The organism is Methylolobus aquaticus, assembly GCF_054172105.1.
In genome coordinates, this window is the sequence record NZ_JBSYXP010000003.1 from 187,615 (window position 1) to 210,039 (window position 22,425).

Genomic DNA, 22,425 nt, shown 5'->3' on the forward strand with positions numbered 1-22,425 from the left:
GTCGGGTTTCGACCGGAAAGCGTGCCGGTTGGCGTCGTCCGGCGCCGGTCCGTTCCCGGTTCAGTACGGGTGGAGTTCGGCGCCGTCGACATCCAGCGAATGACGCCAGAACTGGTCGTCCCGGTCGAACAGACGGTAGGTGCCGCGCGGGCCCCAGGTTCCCGACTTGTAGGTGTTGATGAAGTTGCGCTCCATCGACCACACCTTCAGCACCGGATCGACGACGCGCCACGCCCATTCGACTTCGTCGAAGCGCAGGAACTGCGACTGGTCGCCTTCCATCACGTCGAGCAGCAGGCCCTCGTAGGCATCGTGTTCGCTGTCCTCGCCCCCGCGGTAGGTCGCATCCAGGCTAAGCGTGCGCGTGTTCAGCTCGAAGCCGGGCACCTTGACCTGCATCTCCATCTTGATGCATTCGTTCGGTTGTATGCCGAGTAGCAGCCAGTTCGGATGGGAATACTCGTGCAGTTTGTTCCGCAACAAGTCCTTAGGCGGACTCTTGAAGCGGATGCAGATCGCCGAACTGTTCTCGGCCAGTCGCTTCCCGGTCCGCAGGTAGAACGGGACGCCTGCCCAGCGCCAGTTGTCGACGAACAGCTTCATCGCCGCGTAGGTCTCGGTCACGCTCTCCGGCGCCACGCCGGGTTCGTCCAGATAGGCCGGCACCACTTCGCCATCGATCACGCCGCTCGTGTATTGGCCGCGGAAGGCGTGGGCATTGACGGCATTCTGCGTGATCGGCCGGATCGAATTCAGCACCTTCACCTTTTCGTTGCGCAGGTGTTCCGGGTTCATCGACACCGGCGGCTCCATCGCCACCAGCGCGAGCAGCTGCAGCAGATGGCTCTGAATCATGTCGCGCAGCGCGCCCGCCGTGTCGTAGTAGCCGGCACGGCCCTCGACGCCCAGTGTCTCCGAGTGCGTGATCTGCACATAGGAGATGTACTGGTGGTTCCACAGCGGCTCGAGCAGTATGTTCGCGAAGCGGAACACCATGATGTTCTGGACCGTGTTCTTGCCCAGGTAATGGTCGATCCGGTAGATCTGCTCTTCCTTCAGGTAGCGCGAAATGCCGCTCTGCAGAATCTGCGCCGTCAGCAGGTCCTGGCCGAAGGGCTTCTCGATGACGACCCGGCGCCAGCCGCGCTTCTGCTTCAGCAAGTCGACTTTGCCGAGACTCGCGATGATCTCGGGGAATTCCGAAGGCCTTACCGACATGTAGAAGACCACATTCGGCGGAAAATCGGGATGCTCGTCGATCGTCTGCTTCAGGCGCCGGAAGGACTCGGCATCATCGGGCGGGCTGGCATGGTAATGCAGCCGATCACGGAAGCGCGCGAAGGCCGCTTCGTCCACCCCCTGCGGAAACTTTGTCTGCAGAATCGACGCAACCTCCTCCAGCCACTGCTCCCGCGTGACCGCCTCCAGCCCACAGGCCAGGATGACCATGCGGTCGGGCAGCCGTTTCATCGACTCCAGGCGGAACAGGGACGGGATCAGCTTGATGCGGGACAGGTTGCCGCGTGCGCCGAAAATGACCAGGGTACAGGGCTCGATGGTATTCATGAGGTGAAAAGCGTTCGGAAGCGCGGGAGTCCAAGGTTCGGGTAAACCGCACGTTGCCTATTGCACGGTGCGGATCTGCAGGGTGTCGATCACCTGGCCGCTGGCCAGCGCATTGCTTATCACGACCAAGTGTTGCCCTTCCGTGACCCAGTTGCGGCGCTTCAGATAATCGAGGGCGTTCCCGATGGTGTCTTCCGGATTTTCGGAGAACGTCATCTGGAAGGGCTCGACACCCCACAGGATCAGTAAGTGGCGGAACAGCGCCGGGATATCGGTAAATGCGTAGATCGGCACTTTAGGCCGCAAGGATGACAGCATTCTGACGAGATAGCCGCTGCGCGAAAAAACGACGATGCCCGAGTTCTGTATGTCGTTCGCGAGATACACCGCAGACCGCAGCATTTTACCCTTCGGTGTCGGCAACGCCAGTTCTCGCGTCGGCTCGTCATCGTGGACGCTCTCGATGCGTCGCGCGATCCGCTTGAACACCCGCACGCATTCGACCGGATACTTGCCGGTGGTCGTCTCTCCGGACAGCATGATCGCGTCGGCCTTTTCGAGTACCGCGTGGGCGACGTCGGAGACCTCGGCTCGAGTCGGCACGGGAGCCTCGATCATCGATTCCAGCATGTGGGTCGCGACGATGACCGCGCGGCTCTTGCGGATGCAGGCCTTGATGATCTGGTGCTGAATGATCGGCAGTTCCTCGTAGGGGCATTCGATACCGAGGTCGCCGCGCGCCACCATGACTCCGTCGCTGGCCTCGATGATCGCGTCGAGATTGGCGATGCCCTGCTGGTCCTCGATCTTCGCGATGATGCGCGCCTTGGACTGACGCGCTCCGAGGAGGCTACGCAGATCTTCGATGGCCGCAGCGTCCCTGACGAACGACAGGGCATAGAAATCGACGCCTTCTTCGAGCCCGACCTCGATGTCGGCCCGATCCTTGTCGGTCAGCGAAGGCAGTCCGACGCGGACGCCGGGCAGATTGATATGCCGACGGTTGCCGAGGACGCCCGGGATCAGGACGCGACAGCGGATCCGGTCCGGCTGTTTCGTCACGACTTCCATGTGGATCAGGCCACTGTCGACCAGGACCCGGTCACCGACCGCCACATCGTTCGCGAGCCCCGGGTAGTTGACGTCGACGCCGCGGACGCCGTCCGGACTGATCCGCTCGGCGGTACGCTCCATCAGGAATTCGAACAGTTCGCCCTGTTCCAGGTACAGCGCTTCGCCGACGTCCCCGGTGCGAATCTCCGGCCCTTTGATATCCATCAAGATAGCAATGTGCCGCCCGGCTTCCTGACAGACGCGTTTGACCTGCCGCACCGTGGACCGCGTCCAGGCATGGTCGCCGTGAGCCATGTTCAGCCGGCAGATGTCGACCTGTTCTTCGATGAGTTGCTTCAGTACCTCATCGCTCGACGTGGCCGGCCCGATCGTGAACACGATCTTCGTCTGTCGGTAGCGCGTTTCCAGCGAAGGGTCGTTCAGCGACACCGTCGAGTTCAGCAGTGCGGAATGTTGCGAGGTCAGCATTTCGTTCAACCGTTATGGCGATATCCATGCGCCAGCAAGTGATATGCCACTTCGGTGGCAGGCGGGCGGCGGGAACGCCTGGTTGCGCCAGCGTCAGGCTGGCGGCATTGCGAGCGTTCCCGCCCCCGACGGGCACACGCTATGTGTCGGCAGGGGGGCGGGCCTGTGCCGCTTTGGCGCACGCGGCGAACCTTTATGGAGCAAGCACCCGTTGTGTACCCGCGGGATGGTTGGGTCGCACTCCGAGCGCTTGGGCTAGACCGCGAATTCGATCAGCACGGCGTTCGCCGGCATCGCGTCACCGGTTTCGGTTTCGTACGCCCCGGGCTGGCGCGTTGGCGCGGGGTCCGGCCGGACCTCGCCGCGGCCGCGCAGCGGGGCGAGTTCGCGATATCCCGGCGCTGCTTCTGCAAGTCGCGAATACATCAGGACGTGGGCAGGCCACAGAATCGCGATGGCGAGCAGGGCAATGCCTCTGAGATAGAGGCGGAACAGAAAGATCAGGCAGTGCAAAAGGCGATGTTTCATGACGTCGGTCCTCAATCGGCGCTGCCTCTGGCGGATGGCAGCGGTTGCATGGAAAGCCGAGCGCAAGCCGGGCCTGGGATCATGCCGCCAAGCGTGTTTTGGCGCATCGTTCAGGCTCGATTGTCGTCTCGTCGTCGAGTGGACCGGGTTGCACTTCGCGATCGATGTTAATCCCTATCTTCTGGTGCGAGAAGGAATAAATGATCAGAAGTAAATTCCTTTAGGTTATTAAGGGGCGCTCGCCCAGAGTGCGGTGTGCCGCTGAGCGCCTCCGTCGGAATGCAGGGGCAATGCGCCCATGCCGCCGGGCCGAGACCTATAATGCACGCACCGGCGACATCGTAGGTCGGTCGCACACCGAGGGAAGAACAATGACAGCAAGACCCGCCCCGTCCGGCGCAGCGCGCCCCGGCCTGTCGTCCCTGCTCGCCGCGCTACTCACAGCAATCGCGTTGTTTCCCGAACCCGGTGGTGCCGCGGGCGCAGGTACCTACACCTACTACAGCAAGGCCGGAGCCTTTCCCTACACGGTCAAGGAAACCGGTCAGAACTTCAGTTTTGAGTTCGAGCAGAACCCCGGCAGCCAGAGCGAGAAGCTCAAGGCTGCGGTAAACGTCATGTCGTCGGTCTATCAGGAGGAATCCTTGAATCCGCGTCAGGACGGGTTCTTCATGAAGGAAACGGCGAAGTGCTTCACCTTCGACAGCAGCTGGCACACCTACACGGCGTGTTTTCTGCCGAATGAGTATTCTCCCGGCAACCGCGACCGCTTTTGGGGCTTCGTTTACCGGGTGCCGAATGCGATGTGGCTGGTCACGCGAAACCTGCTGCCGGCGCTCGCTTTCCTGGGCCTGTCCTGGTACTTCCTGCGGCGCCGGGCGTGACGCGCCAACCGCCTCCGTCCGGCGTGTCGGTCGATGCTGAGCTACCCGGTCCTTGACAAGGCTCGCAGCGCAGGGCATCGTGCGTGGCCCGCGAGCGCGCCCGCGCCACCCCAAGCTGTGAGCCTATTCGCCGTCCGCCAACGCACTCCAGTGACCCGCCCCGCAGGGCTCCGTGATCCGCATGAATCGACCCCGACACATCCAATTGATGGACACCACCCTGCGGGATGGTGAGCAGACCCAGGGCGTTTCGTTTTCGCCCGACGAGAAGGTCAACATTGCGCAAGCCTTGCTGAAGTCGCTCCGCGTCGACCGGATCGAAGTGGCCTCGGCCGGTGTTTCGACCGGCGAAAAGGAAGCCGTGGCGCGGATCAACCGCTGGGCGGTGGAGGCCGGCTTCGACGGGCGGGTCGAGGTGCTGGGTTTCGTCGACCACACCCGCAGCGTCGACTGGATCGTCGAGACCGGCGGCAGAGTCATCAACCTGTTGACCAAGGGCAGCGAGAAACACTGCCACGCCCAGTTGCGCTGTACGCTCGAGGAGCATGTCGCGAAGATCGAGCAGACCGTGGACTATGCATTTGCCAAGGGTCTGAGCGTCAATACCTACCTCGAGGACTGGTCGAACGGCTATCGTGACAGCCCGGACTACGTTTTCCGGCTCATGGACCGTCTCAAGGGTTTGGGCATCTCGCATTTCATGTTGCCTGACACGCTGGGGGTGATGGCTCCGAGCGAGGTTTACGAGGCGCTGTCGGACATGATCCGGCGCTACCCGGGCCTGCAGTTCGACTTCCACCCGCACAATGACTACGGTCTGGCGATCGCGAACGTCATGGCAGCGGTGCGTGCGGGAGTGTCCTCAATCCACTGTACGGTCAACTGTCTCGGCGAACGGGCCGGCAACGTGTCGCTGGCGGAAGTCGCCGTCGTGCTGCGCGACAAGCTGAATCTGGACCTCTCGATCGACGAACAGCACATCGTCCGGGTCAGCAAGATGGTCGAAAACTTTTCCGGCAAATGGATTCCCGGTAATGCGCCCATCGTCGGTGCCGACGTTTTCACTCAGACGGCGGGCATCCATGCGGACGGCGACCGCAAGGGTGGACTGTACGAAAGCAAGTTGAAGCCCGAGCGCTTTTCGCGCACCCGCAGCTATGCGCTCGGCAAGATGAGCGGGAAGGCCTCGCTGGCCAAGAATCTCGAAGCGCTGGGGCTCGAACTGTCACAGGACGAACAGGCGAAGGTGCTGGCGCGCATCGTGGAACTCGGCGATTCGAAGCACCTGATGACGCTGGACGATCTGCCGTTCATCATCGCTGATGCGATGGAAAGCCGGGACTATCAGCACGTCAGGCTGCTCGACTGCTCGGTGACCAGCAACCTGCACGAGGAATCGACCGCGACCATTGAGGTGGACCTGGACGGCGAGCGACGTGCCGCAACCGGTCACGGCAATGGCGGCTTCGACGCCTTTATCAAGGCAATCCAGCAAATCCTGGAGCCGACCGGCTACCACCTACCTAAGCTGATCGACTACGAAATTCGCATCGCGAAAGGCGGCAATACCAGTGCACTGACCGAATGTATCGTGAACTGGGAAGGGCCGAACAACAAGACGATCATGACCCGCGGCGTGCATGCCAACCAGGTGTTCGCTGGCGTACTGGCGACGATCCGGCTGATCAACCGGCAGTTGCAGGAAGCGCGGTGAGAATCAGCCGCGGCTCCGAATGGCGCCGCGGCTGACGGGGTAGCGTCGGGCTCAGGCCGCGACCCGCGGCATGGCCTTCAGCTTTTCGACGACCCGGTCGCCGAAGGCATCCGTCGAGATCATCTTGACGCCGGCGCCCGGCTTCGACAGATCCGGTGTGGAATAGCCGTCGGCGAATACCCCCTGCATCGCATCCCAGACATTTTTCGCTTCCTCGAACATCCCGAAGCTGTTCTCGAGCATCATCGCGATCGAGCCGATCATCGAATAGGGGTTGGCGATGTTCTGGCCGGCGATGTCCGGGGCCGAGCCGTGGGACGGTTCGTAGTAGGCCTTGTCGGGCCCCAGGCACGCGGAGGGCATCAAACCCAGCGAACCCAGAACGCCGCCGGCCTGATCGCTGAGGATGTCACCGAACATGTTCTCCATGACCATCACGTCGAACTGCCGCGGGTTCAGGCACAGGTGGGTCGCGGCCGCATCGACCAGCATCTGGATCACCTTGACGTCCGGGTAGTCCTGCGCGACTTCGGCCAGAACCTCGTTCCAAAGCACGCTGGACTTCAGCACATTGCTCTTATGGATATTGTGCAGCACCTTTTTGCGGCGCTGCGCGAGCTTGAATGCGACGTGCAGGATCCGGCTAATTTGATCCTCGTCGTACTCGAGCGTTTCCCGGACGTAGCGCCGGCCTTGCTCGTTGACGCCGACTTCCTTGTGACCGAAATACAGCCCTCCGACCAGCTCGCGCACGATCACAATATCGATGCCGTCGCCGACGATCTCGGGCTTCAGCGGCGAAAAGTGCGCCAGTGACTTCGGCAGCGATACCGGCCGGAAATTGGCGTAGGTCTGGTAACGGGCCCGGAGCGGCAGCAGGGCGCCGCGCTCCGGCTGCTCGTCCACCGGAATCTTCTGCGATTCCTCGTAGCTGAGGCCGATGGGGCCCTTGATGATGGCGTCGGCCGCGTCGCAGATCGCTTTGGTTTGCTCCGGGAAGGAATGGCCGTATTCGAAATAGGCGTGCCCTCCGAACGGCGCGTCCAGCAGTTCGAACCGGATGTCGTTGCGCTGTTCGATCAGTTTCAGGACCTTCACCGCTTCGCGGGTGATCTCCGGTCCGATCCCATCGCCCGCCAGAATGGCCAGTTTGTATGACTTCATGTTTTGGTTTCTTCGACTCGCATTGAACCAGGCCGCATCGCCGCGGCGTTGCCGGCGCATAGTTTATCCGAAGCACGGGCCTGCCACTGACCTGCCGGCGGGTGGACCCAGCCCGAATAGTCTGTTTTGCGACTGGCGAATTGTGACGCCTACCCGCGCGCGCGCAGAATTGATCTAGCAATATCCGACGCAGCAGAGGTGGATCAGGTGACAGGCGAGCAAACCGACCCGCGATTCGCGGGCTTCTTTCCACGGGAGGATGACATACCGGTGCCGCACCGGCTCGGCGTCCCGTTGGTCCAGCGTGACTATCTTTGCGACGGGCGCCTCGTCGCCTGGCACGGCCCCCTGCAGGACGTCCATTCGCCGGTGTGCATCGAGGAGGGGGTCGGCCTCGAACCCTGTCTGGTCGGCAGCTATCCGCTGCTGACCGAGACCGAGGCGCTGGAAGTGCTCGATGCTGCCTGCCGCGCCTACGACAACGGGCGCGGCCTATGGCCCACGCTGCCTATCGAGGAGCGTATCCGTCACGTGGAACATTTCGCTCTGCGGATGGGTGAGGTCCGCACCGAGGTCGTCAAGCTGCTGATGTGGGAGATCGGCAAGACCCTGCCCGATGCCGAGAAGGAGTTCGATCGCACGGTGGACTACATCCGTGACACCATCGATGCCTTGAAGGAACTCGACCGGGTGTCGTCGCGGTTCGTCATCGAGCAGGGCGTCATCGCGCAGGTGCGCCGGGCGCCGCTGGGCGTCGCGCTGTGCATGGGGCCGTATAACTATCCGCTCAATGAAACCTTTACGACGCTGATCCCGGCGTTGATCATGGGCAACACGGTTATCTTCAAGCCGCCCAAGCTCGGTGTCCTGCTGCACCGGCCGCTGCTGGAGGCGTTCCGCGACGCGTTCCCGCCCGGCGTCGTGAACACCGTTTACGGCGAGGGGCAGCGGGTGATCGCGCCGCTCCTCGCTTCCGGCCGGATCCACGTGCTGGCCTTCATCGGTTCCAGCCGGGTCGCCGATCTGTTGAAGCACCAGCACCCGAAACCCCACCGGCTGCGGTCCATCCTGGGACTCGAAGCCAAGAACGCGGGCATTATCCTGCCCGACGTGGATATCGAACTCGCCGTCCGGGAGTGCGTGCTCGGCAGCCTGTCCTACAACGGTCAACGCTGCACGGCGCTGAAGATCCTGTTCGTCCATGTGTCGATCATCGATGACTTCCTCGATCGGTTCTGCGCCGCCGTCGCCGCGCTGACGGCCGGCATGCCATGGGAGCTGGGTGTGCAACTGACGCCGCTGCCGGAGCCGGGGAAGATCGACTATCTGCGCGGACTCGTCGAAGACGCGCTTGCGCACGGTGCGCGGGTCGTCAACGGCGGCGGGCAAAGCCATGCGAGCTTCATGCGGCCGGCGGTCGTTCACCCGGTGACACCGGCCATGCGGCTTTATCGGGAGGAGCAGTTCGGGCCCGTGGTCCCGGTTTGTCCGTTCGACGACATCGGCGAACCGATGCGCTATGTCGCCGAGTCCGAGTATGGGCAGCAAGTCAGCATTTTCGGCACCGATCCTGCCGCGCTCGCGGACCTGATCGATCCGCTGGTCAACCAGGTCTGCCGCGTGAACCTGAACAGCCAGTGCCAGCGCGGTCCGGACTCACTGCCGTTCACCGGCCGGAAGGACTCCGCCGAGGGGACGCTGTCGGTATCCGACGCGCTGCGGGCGTTCAGCATACGCACGCTGGTCGCGGCCAAGCAGAACGAATTGAACAAGGGCATCATCAGGGCGATCGTCACCGAACGCGCCTCGGCCTTCCTGTCGACCGATTTCATCCTGTAGCGGCGCGGCCCGAGCCAACGGAGAATCTGGCTGCGGGTTAGAATAGCGCCCCGGGCTGGCGGCCGCCGTTGTCCCGGACTCGAACCACTGCCAGGAACCACGCCATGAAGCTCTATTTCTATCCCGGGGCCTGCTCCCTCGCGGCCCATATCGTGCTGCGCGAAGGCGGTTTCGCCTTCGATCTCGAGAAGGTGGATCTCGCAACCGGCAAGACCGAGACCGGCGCCGATTTTCGCGCGATCAGCCCGAAGGGCTACGTGCCGGCCCTGATCCTCGACGACGGTCAACTCCTTACCGAGGATCAGGTCATTCTGCAGTACTTGGCGGACCAGAAGCCCGATGCCGGTCTGGCGCCGCCCGCCGGTTCCATGGAGCGCTACCGCTTGATGGAATGGCTGGCGTTCATCGCGACCGAAGTGCACAAGGGTTTCGGACCGCTGTGGAATCCGGCCACGCCCGAGGCGACGCGTCAGGCGGCGCTGGCGCTGCTATCCAAGCGCTTCGATTTCCTCGCGACCGCCCTGGCCGGCAAGGACTGGCTAATGGGCGACCGCTTTACCGTGGCCGATGCCTACCTGTGCACGGTGCTCGGCTGGACGGCATTCCACAAGGTGGATCTGACGCCCTGGCCGGTGCTGGCCGCTTACCTCGGGCGCGCCAGCGCCCGGCCGGCGGTGCAGGCCGCGATGCAGGCCGAAGGTCTCGTCGGCTGAACGTCAGGGGTATAGAACGATGTTGGTTACCTTCGAGAGCGAAGTAGGCCGCGTGACCTTGTTCGGCGACATTGCCGTGCAGTTGATCCGGATGATGGGCCGTACCGGCGCCGTCCCGGGCGCGGTGCTCGCCGCCGAAATTCCGGAGGCCTTGTCGAAGCTGCGGGAGGGTCTGCAGACGGCCGGCGACCGGGCTACCGAGCCGCCGCCGGAGAACGACGAAGAGGCGGAGGCGAAGCCGGCGGTTTCGCTCCGGCAGCGCGCGCTGCCCCTGATCAAGCTGCTGGAAGATGCGTCCCGCGAGGGCTCGGACGTGATGTGGGAGCAACTGGGCTCGGGCCCGCTGCACTTCTGACGGCTCGATTGCCGAGGGATGAGCCGCGGTCCCGGAATAGAGGGTGCCGCGGCTTGGATCTGAACGGTTTTTCAGTCCCCCGGGCGCCGGCGCTTGAAAAGCGCCGCGCCGGCTGGGTGAGCGCTCAGGGAATGCGCAATACCTGACCCGGAAAGATGCGGTCGGGGTTGTCGAGCACGTCCCGGTTGGCTTCGAAGATGCGCGGCCAGGCATTCGCGTCGCCGAGATGCTGTTTGGCGATTTTCGACAGCGTGTCGCCCGAGACCACCGTGTGGGTCACGGCCATCGCCGCTGCGGCGACGCCGGGAGCAGCCGCGGCTCCCGCGGTCGCCGCCTCGGCGACGACGGCTTCCTCGCCCTTCTTCCCGAACATCGAGGCTGCGGCCTTGGCAGCGGCTGCCACGCCGACACCGCCCAGGATCACCTTGCCGATCGTCATCAACTGGTCCTTGTCCGGCATGATGCCTTCGGGGGTCAGTTTGTCGAGCAGGGCCGGGAAGACCTGGCTCAGCGCCTGCGCGCCATTTTCTGCAGGAATTCCGGCCTGCTGCGCGAGCGAGGCCACCTTCTCCGGGCCCAGCACTTCCGTCAGCTGCGCCGCACTGATCGGCTTGTTCTCGCCGGTGCCGATCCACGACGCGACCAGATCACCCAGCCCGGACTGCTTGAATTTCTCGGTGATGCCCTGTACGCCTCCGGCGCTGTTGAGCATCTCGAGGGCCCCCTGCACGAGGGTCTGAGTTTGGGACGGTGCCGGCGTGGAACCGCCGCCCAAGGCTGACTTCAACAAGTCGTCGAAAATACTCATCGTTATCTCCGAAAGGTGGATGTGTTGCTGTCGGGGGATGCCTCGACGGCCAGCCGCACCGGTTGCGGCGAAACGGGGCCGAGGGTCTCCGGTCGTCGCTCCCGGGTGGGGCCGCGTACGGGCCGGTGCGGGTTGCCGCTGCCGCTCTAGGCGGAGGCGACGAGTAGGGCTTCGGCCAACTCCGTGAGCAGGATCCGTTCCGGTTCGCTGACGCGTTCACCACCGAAGCCCAGGAACGACCCTTCCTTGGCGGCGTTGGCGACCCGATCACCGAGATTCTTGATGAAGTCAGCATAGGCTGCCGCATCTTCACTCAACCCCTTGTTTTTCAATATATCGACCGCGTCCCGCGAGGATTCGATCGCCCGCTGCCGGAAAACGGCCTGAATCGACTGAAGGTCTTCGGCCTTCGACTGATCCTTCAGGTTGTCGATTGCCGCCTTGATTTCTTCCTTCGCGCAGACTTCGCGGAGCAGGGCATTGTTCCCCTTCAGCGCTTCGACGATACCGCCCGCAGGTGCAATCGCTTCCTTGAGGCTGCCGAACAGGCCGCTGCCGCCGGCTGCCGCCACGGCGATGACGACGAGATGCGGGGCATCGCGCAGTGTTTGCCATTCCGCCGTCGAGAAATCAGATTTCGTGGCCATGCGTCTACTCCGTGCGTGGTGTGGTTTGAGTCCCGTCGGCGTGCGAGCGGTTGGGGCGCTTTTCCGACTGCGGCAGTCTAGTAACGAGTGACTGACAATTACAAGCGTTTGAGCTTAATCCGCGGCACGGTGATGCCTTTTGCAACGGTCCGGCGATGGTGTCCCCGCTAGGAGGCGTCCGTGCGCCCCGTCCCATTTCCATCAGGCGGATGCCGCGCGGACTGAACGGCATGGCAGCCATGCGTCGCAGGTGGACCCATCGGACTCCCGCTTGCGGTGTCGGGCGGGCTGCCCCAGGCGGTACTAACGAACCGTTGAATCTCCGGCCTAATCACGTCGGGCACCAAGCCATCTGGAGTCAGCCGGTGGACAAGCCGTGGTATCAGAGAGCGAAGGGCACCTCTCACCTCGTTTCTCGATAGCCAGAATAATCCGCAGAGCTGATGCACTACCCATACGGGCATTACCAGGTCCAGTTCGGCCTCGGTCAGCGCGAGCCGCTCCGGATCCCTGGCGATGCAGGATGCGACGGTTGCCCCGTCCCCGGTGCGCCGGAAGCGATCGACGAATTCGCGCAATCCGCCATGGTCGGGGCTGAGTATGTGCTGCAGGATGGTAGCGATGAACCTGGAGGAGCGTTCCCCGAGGCCAACACACTCGCCAAATTGAATCAGGTCATCCATCGTCACGTGGTCTACGAAGGCTTCGGGGGTCAGCCTAGTCGCAACGCCAGGGACCGTACATGGGAACAATCACCTATCCAGGAAGGCTGACATGCCGCGACGGTGATAGTCGGCATCAAGGGCGAAAACCGTGGAGCCGGGCGCTTCGGCGGGGCAGATCCGGGTTCCGCGAATGGCTGCCCTTTCCGCGGGTTGCCCTCAGCACCCATCGCGCTGGCGGATTAAGACCTGTATCGACGGGCGGTTACTCGGTTGGAACGCCAATTCCCGTCGCCTTGCGAAGCGTCTGACCGTGGGCATGGAAGGTTTCCAAACACCCCGTCCGCAACCCCTGTCGTTCGGTATAATCCCTGCGGCGTAGGGGGGGAATGGGTGCTCATCGACGGATGCTGCGACCGGGTCAGCCAACGAGCTGCGGCGCGTGCCGGATTTGCTGCGCGCCCGCGGAACTCTTCCTCGGCAGGGGACTCGACAGGGCGTGACATTCGGCCTGTGGGGACAGTCAATGATCAGGCCAGCCGTACCGAGTCCAAGAATGAACAGCTGCGACCTTGATGGCGGAAACCTGTCCCGCACACTGCTGCTGGTGGATGACGCGCCCGAGAATCTTCAGGTCCTCGGCGCGCTGCTCAGCGATGCCGGATATCGTGTGAAGGTCGCGAATTGCGGTCAGGCGGCGCTCCACTACGCCCGGCGCGAGCCGATTCCGGACCTCGTGCTGCTCGATGTGATGATGCCGGACGTGGACGGCTACGAAGTCTTCGAACGGCTGCGTGCGGATCCCGTCACACGGAACATTCCGGTGATCTTCCTGACCGGGCTGGATGAGGCGGCTCAAGTCGCGCATGGTCTCGGCCTTGGGGCCGCCGACTACATTACGAAGCCCATTCAGCCTGCTGTCGTACTGGCTCGAGTTCGCGCGCAGATCGACGCCAAGAGAGCCCGGGATTGGCTGTGCGATCAGAATTCCTTCCTGGAAGCGGAAGTCTCCCGGCGCATGGCCGAGAACGACCTGATCCAGCACCTCACGATCCGGGCCCTCGCGCACCTGGCCGAGATGCGCGACCCGGAAACGGGTAACCACATCCTGCGGACCGAAGCCTACGTGCGGCTGTTGGCAAACGGTCTGCAGGATCACCCCCGCTTCCGCGATTCACTGGATGCGCATGCGATCCGGCTCGTGATCCATTCGGCGCCGCTGCATGACATCGGGAAGGTGGGTATTCCGGATCATATTCTCCGCAAGCCCGGGAAGCTGACGGCCGCGGAATGGAATGTCATGCGGACGCATGCCGAACTGGGCGCTGCCGCGATCGAACGCGCGGAGCGGGACATCGACGAGCCACCGGAGTTTCTCTCGGTCGCCAAGGATATCGCGCGATCGCATCATGAGCGGTGGGATGGCGCCGGTTACCCCGATGGACTGGCGGGGGAGCGAATCCCGGTGTGCGCGCGGCTGATGGCGCTGGCCGACGTGTTCGATGCCCTCGTGTCTCCACGCGTCTATAAGAAGGCCTTCCCGCTCGATCAAGCCCGCGTCATGATCGCCGCGCAACGGGGCCGTCACTTCGATCCGGATGTCACCGACGCCTTTATCGAGGGCTTCGATGCGTTTGCCGAGATCGTTCAGCGCCACACCGGAACCGACTGAAGTGCTGACCCGATGCGAAGCGCCGCAAGCGACCGCAGTCACGGCGCGGTTCGAGGCCGTGTTGCGTGTGTTGTCCGCCCGTGCCGCCGGAACTGCGCGCGTCCCGGACGGGGGTCGCGCCATGGCGACCGCCCTTCCGTCATCACGTGATCGGATCTCCAATCCACCTAATGTGGCGAGCGGCGGTGATGGCGGCGCGACGCCTTGAGACTCGGCGGTAGGCGGAGCGATGGGCGATTTGCTGACCTCCACCCTTGATGCGGCGCAGTGGATGCCGCATGGCTACTGTCTGCAATGGCAGGTCGGGTTGCTGGCCACGCTGGTGATCGCCGACGGAGTCACGGCCGTCTCCTATTTTTCGATCCCGTTCACGCTTTGGTACTTCGCGCGGAGACGCCCCGACGTCGCCCACCGCTGGCTGTTGGTGCTGTTCGGTCTGTTCGTTATGGCCTGCGGCGCGACGCATGTCTTCGACGTGATCAACGTCTGGCGCGCGAGCTACGTCGCCGACGCCGGTGCCCGGGTACTGACGGCTTTGCTGTCGCTGACGACGGCGATCGTCCTGTGGCGCATCATGCCGATGGCATTGAAGGCGCCTTCCACCCGGCAGTTGGAGGCATCCAATCAAAAACTGCGCGACTCATACCAGTACGCCCGCAGTTTGATCGAGGCAAGCCTGGATCCGTTGGTCACCATCGGTGCCGATGGCCGGATCCTGGACGTCAACGAGGCCACCGAACAGGCGACCGGGCGCACGCGGGCATGGCTGATCGGCAGCGATTTCAGCGATTACTTCACGGAACCGCAGCGAGCCCGAGCTGGCTACCAGGAGGCCTATGCCAATGGCCGGGTCATCGACTTTCCACTGGCGATCCGCCATGCATCGGGAGCCGTCACCCCCGTCCTCTATAACGCCAGTGTCTATCGCGATGAGGCCGGCCGGGTAGCTGGGGTGTTCGCGGCCGCGCGCGATATCAGCGGGCTGCGGCGCGCCGAAGAGCGACTGGAACTGGCCAACCGGGAGCTGGAAGCATTTTCCTACTCCGTGGCGCACGATCTGCGGGCGCCGCTGCGCGGGATCGACGGCTGGAGCCTGGCGTTGATGGAAGATTACCGTGAGCAACTCGATGCCACGGCACAAGGCTACATCGATCTGGTGCGCGCCGAGACGCAGCGAATGGGCGGTCTGATCGATGACCTGCTGTTGCTGTCCCGCGTGACTCGGCAGGAGCTCCGGTACGAATCGCTCGATCTCAGCGAACTCGCCCGGGCGGTCGCCAACCGGCTGCTGCAGGCGCAACCGGCACGTCAGATCGAATGCACGATACAAGCTGGCGTGCTGGCCGAGGGCGATGCGCGGCTGCTCGAAATCGCGCTGACCAACTTGCTGGAAAATGCGTTCAAGTTCACGCAACCGCGTCCGGTGGCGCGCATCGCGTTCGGGTGCGAAGAAACGCGGCAGGCCGGTGCCGTTCGACGCGTGTACTTCGTGCGCGACAATGGTGTCGGCTTCGACATGGCGCACGCTGACAAACTGGGCGATCCGTTTCATCGGCTCCATAAAGCCAGTGAGTTCCCCGGCACGGGCATCGGTCTGGCAACAGTGCAGCGCATCGTCCGACGGCACCGGGGGAGTCTCTGGGCGGAGGCCGTGCCTGATCAAGGTGCAACCCTCTATTTCACGCTGGGGGCTGAAGCATGAAGGAGAAGGTGATCCTGCTGGTTGAAGATAATCCCAGCGACGTGGGGCTCACGCGGCGAGCCCTGGCAAAAAACGGCATCAGCAATCGCCTGGTTGTGGCCGAGGACGGGCAGGAGGCGCTGGATTATCTGTTCGGTACGGGGCCGCACGGCGACCGCGATGCGACGGATCTGCCGGTGTTGGTGCTGCTCGACCTGAAACTGCCGCGAGTCGACGGGCTGGACGTGCTGCGCCGCATTCGGGCCGACGTCCGGACTCGACGAATTCCGGTCGTCATCCTGACCTCGTCCAACGAGGAGCACGATATCGACTGCGGCTATGACCTCGGCTCCAACAGCTACATCCGGAAGCCGGTTGACTTCAGCGATTTCGTGGAGACCGTCAAGCAATTGGGGGTGTACTGGCTCGTCATCAATGAACCCCCACCGTCGCGCTGAGCCGACCATGGACGCGTTCGCGACAGTCCCGCTCTCCGTACTGATCATCGAAGACTCTCCCAGCGACGCCGCGCTGGTGCTGCGGCAGTTGCAGCGCGGCGGCTTCGCGGTGTCCCACCGACGGGTCGAGAATGCCGACGAGCTTCGGTCGGCGCTGGCCGAGGGTGTCTGGGACATCGTATTGTCTGATTATCAGCTGCCCGGTTTTACGGCCGGCGATGCACTGCCGATCGTTCAGGCCAGTCCGCTGGACCTGCCGTTCATCGTGGTGTCGGGCAACATCGGCGAGGAGCGCGCGGTGGAGTTGATGCGCGCCGGCGCCAGCGACTACCTGATGAAAGACCATCTCGCACGTCTGGCGCCCGCGGTGCAGCGCGAGTTGAAGGATGCCCGGGAGCGACAGGCCCGACGGGAAGCGGCCGCGGCCCAGCAGCGCAGCGAAGCGCGCTTCAAGCAATTGTTCGATCACGCGCCGGTCCCCCTGTGTCACGTCGACAGCAGCGGCGTCATCGTCGGGTGCAATGCCCGCTTCGAGCAGGCGTTCGGCTACAGCCGTGCCGATCTGCCGACGCTCGATGACTGGTGGCAGCAGGCCTACCCGGAACCCGCCTACCGGCAATGGGTGGTCGATACCTGGACGGCCGCCGTGTCGGCGGCGACGGAGCGCGGCGGCGACATTCTGGCCGAAGAGTACCGGGTCACCGCCAGGAATGGCGAGGAGCGCAGCTACCTCATTTCCGGCACGGCCATCGGTGACGGTTATCTGGCGACTTTCTTCGATGTCACCGAGCGCAATAGGGCCGAGGCGACCTTGCGCCGGAATGCGGAAGAAGCCGAAAGCGCTCGTCTGGAACTGCTGCGCGTGCTGGAAGATCAACGCGCGGCCCAGGCCGCGTTGCAGGATGTGTCGGAAAAACTCACCAATCTGGTCGAGGCCTCTCCCGGGGTGATCTACTCATTTCGACGGAGCCCGGATGGCGCCTTCGCCATGCCGTACGCGAGCCCCAGCGCCGCAGAGGTGTTCGGACTGGCTCCGGACGAACTGGCGCGTGATTTCTCGCCATTCCTGTCACGCATCCACGCCCAGGACCGGGAACGGGTCATCTCAGGTATCACGGAATCGGCCCGGTCCCAGAAGCGTTGGCACTGCGAGTTCCGCTATCTGCATCCCCACAAAGGCACGATCTGGCTCGAGGGCCGCTCCATGCCGGTCCCGGAAACCGACGGCGGAACGGTGTGGCACGGTCTGGTGGATGACGTCACGGAGCGGAAGACGAGCGAACTGGAACTGCGGCAGTTCAGATCTCTGGCCGAAGAAGCGACCTATGGCGTCGCCATCGCCGACATGGAAACGCGCCTGACTTATGTCAACGAGGCCTTTGCCCGAATGCACGGCTGGGATCGATCCGCGCTGGTGGGATGTCCGTTGCTGGTGCTGCACAGCGACGAGCAGCGCCCTCGGGTCCAGGTCCTGCTGGAGCAATTGCATCGGGAAGGCAGCTTCGTTGGCGAGGAGGTTTGGCACCGGCGTCTGGATGGTTCGGTGTTTCCGACCATGATGAACGCCTGGGTCAGCGCGGACACGACGGGACAGCCCCAGTTTTACGCCGCGATCACCGTCGACATCACGGAGCGTAAGGCCACGGAAGAGCAGCTCAGTAAACTGTCCCAGGCCGTCGAGCAGAGTCCCGAGAGTATCGTGATTACCAATCTGCAGGCGGAGATCGAGTACGTCAACGAGGCGTTCCTGCGTGTGACCGGATACACGCGCGAGGAGGTCATCGGCCAGAATCCCCGGGTCCTGCGGTCCGGACAGACGGCGCCGGAGACGCATGCGGCGCTGTGGCGGGCCTTGACCGAAGGACGCGTCTGGTCCGGCGAGTTCTCGAATCGGCGTAAGGACGGGACCGAGTATATCGAAGCAGCGATCGTTGCCCCGATCCGGCAACCGGATGGGCGCATCACGCACTATCTCGCGGTCAAGCAGGACATCACGGAGAGCAAGCTGGCGCAGGAGGAGTTGGCCGGTTATCGCCAGCGCCTGGAAAGTCTCGTCGAGGAACGGACGGTGCAGCTGGCCGAGGCGCGCGCGCGCGCAGAGGCCGCGAATCGGGCGAAAAGTGCATTTCTGGCGAACATGAGCCACGAAATCCGCACGCCGATGAACGCGATCGTCGGGCTGACGCATCTGCTGCAGCGCAGCTCGCTCGATGGCCGGCAGCGCGACCATGTGACCAAGATCGACGCGGCTGCCAAGCACCTGATGTCCATCATCAGCGACATCCTGGATCTGTCGAAGATCGAAGCGGGCCGCCTGGTGCTGGAGCGGGTCGATCTGCAGCTCGGTGCCCTGCTGCATCAGGTGGGCGCCCTGATCGCGGCCGACGCGCAGGCCAAGGGGCTGACAGTCAAGATCGACCTGGACCGGACACTGTCGTGGATTCGGGGCGATGAAACGCGACTCCGGCAGGCACTGCTGAACTATGCGGGCAACGCTGTGAAATTCACCGAGGGAGGCAGCATCCAACTGCGGGCGAGAGTTCTGGGGGAAAAGGATGCCGATGTGCTGGTGCGTTTCGAAGTTGAAGACACCGGCATCGGCATCGCTGCCGACCAGTTGCCGACCCTGTTTGATGCCTTCGAGCAGGCAGACGCCTCGACCACGCGCCGCTATGGCGGTACCGGCCTCGGGCTGACGATCACGAGTCGGCTGGCACAGCTAATGGGCGGGCAGACCGGCGTGGAGAGCGAGCCGGGGCGGGGCAGTCTCTTCTGGTTTACCGCCTGGCTCCAGCGAGCGCAGCCGGTCGTGGCGCCTGCGGCGGCAGTCGACCCCGATGCCGAGTCGAAGTTGCGACGGCGCTGTGCCGGTGCCCGGCTGTTGCTGGCGGAGGACAATGCAATCAACCAGGAAGTTGCGCTGGAACTGCTCCGCACGGTGGGATTTTCGGTCGATACGGCAGCGAACGGGCGGGAGGCAGTCGATCGGGCTGCCCAAAACGATTACGCGCTGATTTTGATGGACGTGCAGATGCCGGAACTCGACGGGTTGGGCGCTGCTCGTTCCATCCGTGCGCTGCCCGGCCGGGCAGCGACGCCGATCCTGGCGATGACGGCTAACGTGTTCGAGGAGGACCGTAAGGCCTGCCTGGAAGCCGGGATGAACGGTTTCGTGGCCAAGCCGGTGGAGCCCGACAAGCTCTACGCGGCACTGCTGGCCTGGTTGCCGTCGGCGGCGGGAGGCACCTCGGACGCAGCCAGACCGGAGGCGGCGTCGGAGTCGGCCGCGTTGATCGAGCGATCCTTCGCGCTGCCCGGCCTCGATGTGGCCCACGGGCTGGCCATGGTGCGCGGTAACGACGGGCTGTATCGGCGCCTGCTGAAAATGTTCGCGGAACAGTATGCTTCGGATGTCCTGCGCTGGCAGGAACTCGCCGAAAGCAACTGGACCGAATTGCAGCATCGGGCGCATACGCTGAAAGGGTCTGCAGGCAGCATCGGCGCGAAGCAGGTTCAGCAATTGGCCGCGGAACTCGATACCCTGCTTCGAAGTGGTGCCGCGGCGAGCGTGATCCAGCACGCGGCGGCGGCAGTGAAATCAGCGCTGGAGGATCTGATCGCACGCCTCAGGGGCCTGATGCCGACACTTGAGTCGGTACCGGCCGCCGAGCCGAATCCGGAGCTCAGCGGCGCCGTCGTAGCGCGTTTGCAGGCCTTGCTCGAAGCGGGCGATCTTGCCGCCAGCCAGTTGGCTGAGCGTAATGCAGGCGTGCTCAGCGGTGCGCTCGGTGCATCGGCCCACGACGTGTTGTGCCGTATCGAAGCCTTCGATTACCCGGGTGCGTTGCGCTTGCTGCAGCAGGCGCAACGCCCTTTGCCCGAGACAGCGGAGGACACGGGCGGGGGTGAACGCAGCTGATCTCCTTTCCGGACCCCGCCGCAGCGCCTGGTAGTGAGCTTCCGGGGTGTCGGTGCGGGCCTGCCGCGGCCGCCAGTCAGTGCGTCGGGCACGGGGGCGGGCAGGTCTTGTCCGGAGCCGCGGCGATCGAGCGTCCTTTAACCAGCTTATGTTTCGTAGATCTCGGACGTCCGCTGCCAGCCACCTCTGCCCGTCCCGGCTGACGATATTGCTGTGTCTGGCGGTGATGCTGATCCTGGCGGGCTGTTCGTCGGCCCCTAAGCGTCGCGCGGCCCCGCCCGTGACCGTCAGCGCGCGGCTCCCGCCGCCGAAACTGTCAGCCGCGTACAACCGGCCCTACACGGTCAAGGGTTACCGCTTCATTCCGTTGCAGAACAGCCGGGGCTATCGGGCCGCGGGCATCGCGTCCTGGTACGGGTTCGAATCGGGTAATCAGACCGCCATGGGCATGCCGTTCAATCCGGAAGGGCTGAGCGCCGCCCACCGGACCCTCCCGCTGCCCACACGGGTGCGCGTGACGAATCTCGATACGCGCACCTGGATCACGCTGGTCGTCAACGACCGGGGGCCGTTCGTGCCCGGGCGGTTGATCGATCTGTCCTACGGTGCGGCGAAGCGCCTCGGGGTCGTCGGCCGCGGTACGGCGCGGGTCCTGGTGGAGGCTGTTCCGTAGCCATCGCCGTGCGTGGCAACGGCGCCTCAGGCACGCTCGGTCCGGACGAAACGGCCGACCGTCATCCCCTGGACGATGATCGAGAACACCACGACGCCGTAGGTCAGATGCAGGATGACCTCGCGTTCGGCACCGGCCGGGAGCGACAGCGCAAGGGCGACCGAAACCCCGCCGCGCAATCCGCCCCAGGTCAGGGTCTGGACGACCTTTTCCGGGAAGCGGCGAAAGCGGCGCATCAGCCCGATCGGCAAGCCCACGCTGATCAGTCGCGACAGCAGTACCATCGGGATCACGCCGAGCACCGCCAGCGCGTGTTCGCCGCGGCTGACGAGCACCAGCAGTTCCAGACCGATCAGGACGAACAGAATTCCATTGAGCGCCTCGTCGACGAACTCCCAGAAATGGTCCAGATAAAGGCGGTTGCGGGGTGCCATCGTCTGCAGATGGTGGCCGTGATTGCCCAGCACCAGTCCGGCGACGACGATCGCGATCGGTCCGGAGGTGCCGAGCGCCGAGGCCAGCGTATACCCGCCCATCGCCATCGCCACGGTAATCATGAGCTCCACGTTGAAATCGTCGGCGGTGCGCACCAGACGCACGCCCAGCCAGCCAAGCAGAAGGCCGAACGCAACGCCGCCGGCGACTTCCTCCAGAAACAACAGCGAAACACCTTCGAGGTCGATCGCGCGCCGGTGCGTCGCGAGTCCAAGCAGCAGGGAGAACATCGTCACGCCCATGCCGTCGTTGAACAGGGATTCGCCGGCGATGATCGTTTCCAGCGACTTCGGTGCCTTGGCGGTCTTGAGGATCCCCAGCACGGCGATCGGGTCGGTCGGCGATATCAGCGCGCCGAACAGCAGACACCAGATCAATGGCGTCCCGAAACCGAGATGATTGAGGACCCACCACGACAGTACGCCGACCAGAAAGGTTGAGAGGATCACGCTGATGGTCGCGAGGACGGCGACCTCCCATTTCTGGCGCAACAGATCTTCGATGCTGACGTGCAGCGCTCCGGCGAACAGCAGGAAGCTCAGGATCCACTCCATCATGAATTTGTCGAACTGCAGCCGATGGAGCATCGTCCGTACCGAGTCCTCGACGTCCGGCAGCCAGGTGCCCACGGCCAACAGACCCAGCGACAGAGCCATCGACAGGACCATCAGACCGATCGTGCTCGGCCAGCGCAGCCAGCGGTGGTTGACGTAACTGAACGCGGCCGCCAACACGACCAGAAGCGACAGGATATGGATCAGATTCATTGGACTACTGGGCTCTGAGGGACTGGCTCGTGGCGCGCGGCAGTGGGCGCCAGCCGTGGCTGCCGGCGGTTTCCGCGGTCAGCAACGAATGCACGGAACGCTGCTGTTGGGCGAGACGAATGCGGGTTGGACCGGAGGCCCGCGACAGTGTGCCATGGTTGCACGAAAGGCGACAGTCGCGGCCTGGCCATGCTGGCGGCGCGTCGAGCGCGTTCTCGCTCAGGGGCGCAGCGATGGGCCCTGGGCCGGAGCGGAGCCGGGTGGGGATGTTACTCGGCGGTGTGGGAGGCCGAGCTGAGACAGCACGCGGGTGGCTTGGGTGCTCGCGTTCCTTGATG

At 64.0% G+C, this 22,425-nt stretch carries 18 protein-coding genes; 10 read left to right on the top strand and 8 right to left on the bottom strand.

All coding sequences use genetic code 11. The features are described 5' to 3' along the window. Window positions 1-60: 60 nt before the first annotated feature. The 3 genes from zwf to ACW73L_RS05235 all read right to left on the bottom strand — a co-directional run bounded on the left by zwf (window position 61) and on the right by ACW73L_RS05235 (window position 3,636). Entirely contained in the window at window positions 61-1,566 is a 1,506-nt protein-coding gene (zwf, locus tag ACW73L_RS05225; protein ID WP_129884235.1) for a glucose-6-phosphate dehydrogenase, read from the bottom strand. 57 nt (window positions 1,567-1,623) lie between these two features. Continuing rightward, complete coding sequence (gene pyk / locus ACW73L_RS05230) at window positions 1,624-3,108, bottom strand: pyruvate kinase (RefSeq protein ID WP_498920456.1); 1,485 nt, start codon at window positions 3,106-3,108, stop codon at window positions 1,624-1,626. A 255-nt stretch (window positions 3,109-3,363) separates the two neighbouring features. Next, a complete protein-coding gene (locus ACW73L_RS05235; protein WP_498920458.1) occupies window positions 3,364-3,636 on the bottom strand; it encodes a hypothetical protein in 273 nt (90 codons plus the stop codon). A gap of 371 nt (window positions 3,637-4,007) precedes the next feature. Here ACW73L_RS05235 and ACW73L_RS05240 point away from each other — a divergent pair, with 371 nt between their 5' ends. Both ACW73L_RS05240 and ACW73L_RS05245 read left to right on the top strand, forming a co-directional pair. Further along, entirely contained in the window at window positions 4,008-4,520 is a 513-nt protein-coding gene (locus ACW73L_RS05240) for a hypothetical protein (RefSeq protein ID WP_498920460.1), read from the top strand. A gap of 181 nt (window positions 4,521-4,701) precedes the next feature. Then, window positions 4,702-6,234: a hydroxymethylglutaryl-CoA lyase-like TIM-barrel protein gene (locus tag ACW73L_RS05245; protein ID WP_498920462.1), complete on the top strand. Its 1,533-nt coding sequence runs from the start codon at window positions 4,702-4,704 to the stop codon at window positions 6,232-6,234. A 51-nt stretch (window positions 6,235-6,285) separates the two neighbouring features. On the opposite strand, the gene leuB is transcribed toward ACW73L_RS05245, so the two are convergent. Then, entirely contained in the window at window positions 6,286-7,398 is a 1,113-nt protein-coding gene (gene leuB, locus ACW73L_RS05250; protein WP_498920464.1) for a 3-isopropylmalate dehydrogenase, read from the bottom strand. A gap of 207 nt (window positions 7,399-7,605) precedes the next feature. Between leuB and ACW73L_RS05255 the strand changes: the two genes are divergently transcribed. From ACW73L_RS05255 to ACW73L_RS05265, 3 genes are all read left to right on the top strand, one after another. Then, window positions 7,606-9,237, top strand: coding sequence for an NADP-dependent glyceraldehyde-3-phosphate dehydrogenase (locus ACW73L_RS05255; RefSeq protein ID WP_498920466.1), 1,632 nt, complete (start codon window positions 7,606-7,608; stop codon window positions 9,235-9,237). Window positions 9,238-9,341: 104 nt separating this feature from the next. Beyond that, window positions 9,342-9,950, top strand: coding sequence for a glutathione transferase GstA (gene gstA / locus ACW73L_RS05260; protein WP_498920468.1), 609 nt, complete (start codon window positions 9,342-9,344; stop codon window positions 9,948-9,950). A gap of 19 nt (window positions 9,951-9,969) precedes the next feature. Next, window positions 9,970-10,305 (top strand): DUF1840 domain-containing protein, encoded by a 336-nt coding sequence (locus ACW73L_RS05265; RefSeq protein WP_129884228.1) that lies wholly within the window; start codon window positions 9,970-9,972, stop codon window positions 10,303-10,305. A gap of 124 nt (window positions 10,306-10,429) precedes the next feature. On the opposite strand, the gene ACW73L_RS05270 is transcribed toward ACW73L_RS05265, so the two are convergent. From ACW73L_RS05270 to ACW73L_RS05280, 3 genes are all read right to left on the bottom strand, one after another. Further along, entirely contained in the window at window positions 10,430-11,113 is a 684-nt protein-coding gene (locus ACW73L_RS05270) for a YidB family protein (protein ID WP_498920472.1), read from the bottom strand. Window positions 11,114-11,259: 146 nt separating this feature from the next. Then, the gene (locus ACW73L_RS05275; RefSeq protein ID WP_498920474.1) at window positions 11,260-11,760 is read right to left on the bottom strand and encodes a hypothetical protein; all 501 of its coding nucleotides are present in this window, start codon (window positions 11,758-11,760) and stop codon (window positions 11,260-11,262) included. 167 nt (window positions 11,761-11,927) lie between these two features. Beyond that, entirely contained in the window at window positions 11,928-12,443 is a 516-nt protein-coding gene (locus ACW73L_RS05280) for a YidB family protein (protein WP_498920476.1), read from the bottom strand. Window positions 12,444-12,978: 535 nt separating this feature from the next. On the opposite strand from ACW73L_RS05280, the gene ACW73L_RS05285 reads away from it, so the two are divergent. From ACW73L_RS05285 to ACW73L_RS05305, 5 genes are all read left to right on the top strand, one after another. Further along, window positions 12,979-14,094 (top strand): HD domain-containing phosphohydrolase, encoded by a 1,116-nt coding sequence (locus ACW73L_RS05285; protein WP_498920479.1) that lies wholly within the window; start codon window positions 12,979-12,981, stop codon window positions 14,092-14,094. Window positions 14,095-14,323: 229 nt separating this feature from the next. Continuing rightward, window positions 14,324-15,796, top strand: a complete 1,473-nt coding sequence (locus ACW73L_RS05290) for a sensor histidine kinase (protein ID WP_498920480.1) — start codon at window positions 14,324-14,326, stop codon at window positions 15,794-15,796. Next, the gene (locus ACW73L_RS05295; RefSeq protein ID WP_498920481.1) at window positions 15,793-16,233 is read left to right on the top strand and encodes a response regulator; all 441 of its coding nucleotides are present in this window, start codon (window positions 15,793-15,795) and stop codon (window positions 16,231-16,233) included. The genes ACW73L_RS05290 and ACW73L_RS05295 overlap by 4 nt, the downstream gene beginning before the upstream one ends. Before the next feature lie 7 nt (window positions 16,234-16,240). Then, window positions 16,241-20,152, top strand: a complete 3,912-nt coding sequence (locus tag ACW73L_RS05300) for a PAS domain-containing hybrid sensor histidine kinase/response regulator (protein ID WP_498920482.1) — start codon at window positions 16,241-16,243, stop codon at window positions 20,150-20,152. 148 nt (window positions 20,153-20,300) lie between these two features. Further along, the gene (locus tag ACW73L_RS05305) at window positions 20,301-20,825 is read left to right on the top strand and encodes a septal ring lytic transglycosylase RlpA family protein (RefSeq protein ID WP_498920484.1); all 525 of its coding nucleotides are present in this window, start codon (window positions 20,301-20,303) and stop codon (window positions 20,823-20,825) included. A 26-nt stretch (window positions 20,826-20,851) separates the two neighbouring features. Here the strand turns inward: ACW73L_RS05305 and ACW73L_RS05310 are convergent, their stop codons facing one another. After that, window positions 20,852-22,087 (bottom strand): cation:proton antiporter, encoded by a 1,236-nt coding sequence (locus ACW73L_RS05310; protein ID WP_498920485.1) that lies wholly within the window; start codon window positions 22,085-22,087, stop codon window positions 20,852-20,854. Between the last annotated feature and the right edge of the window lie 338 nt (window positions 22,088-22,425).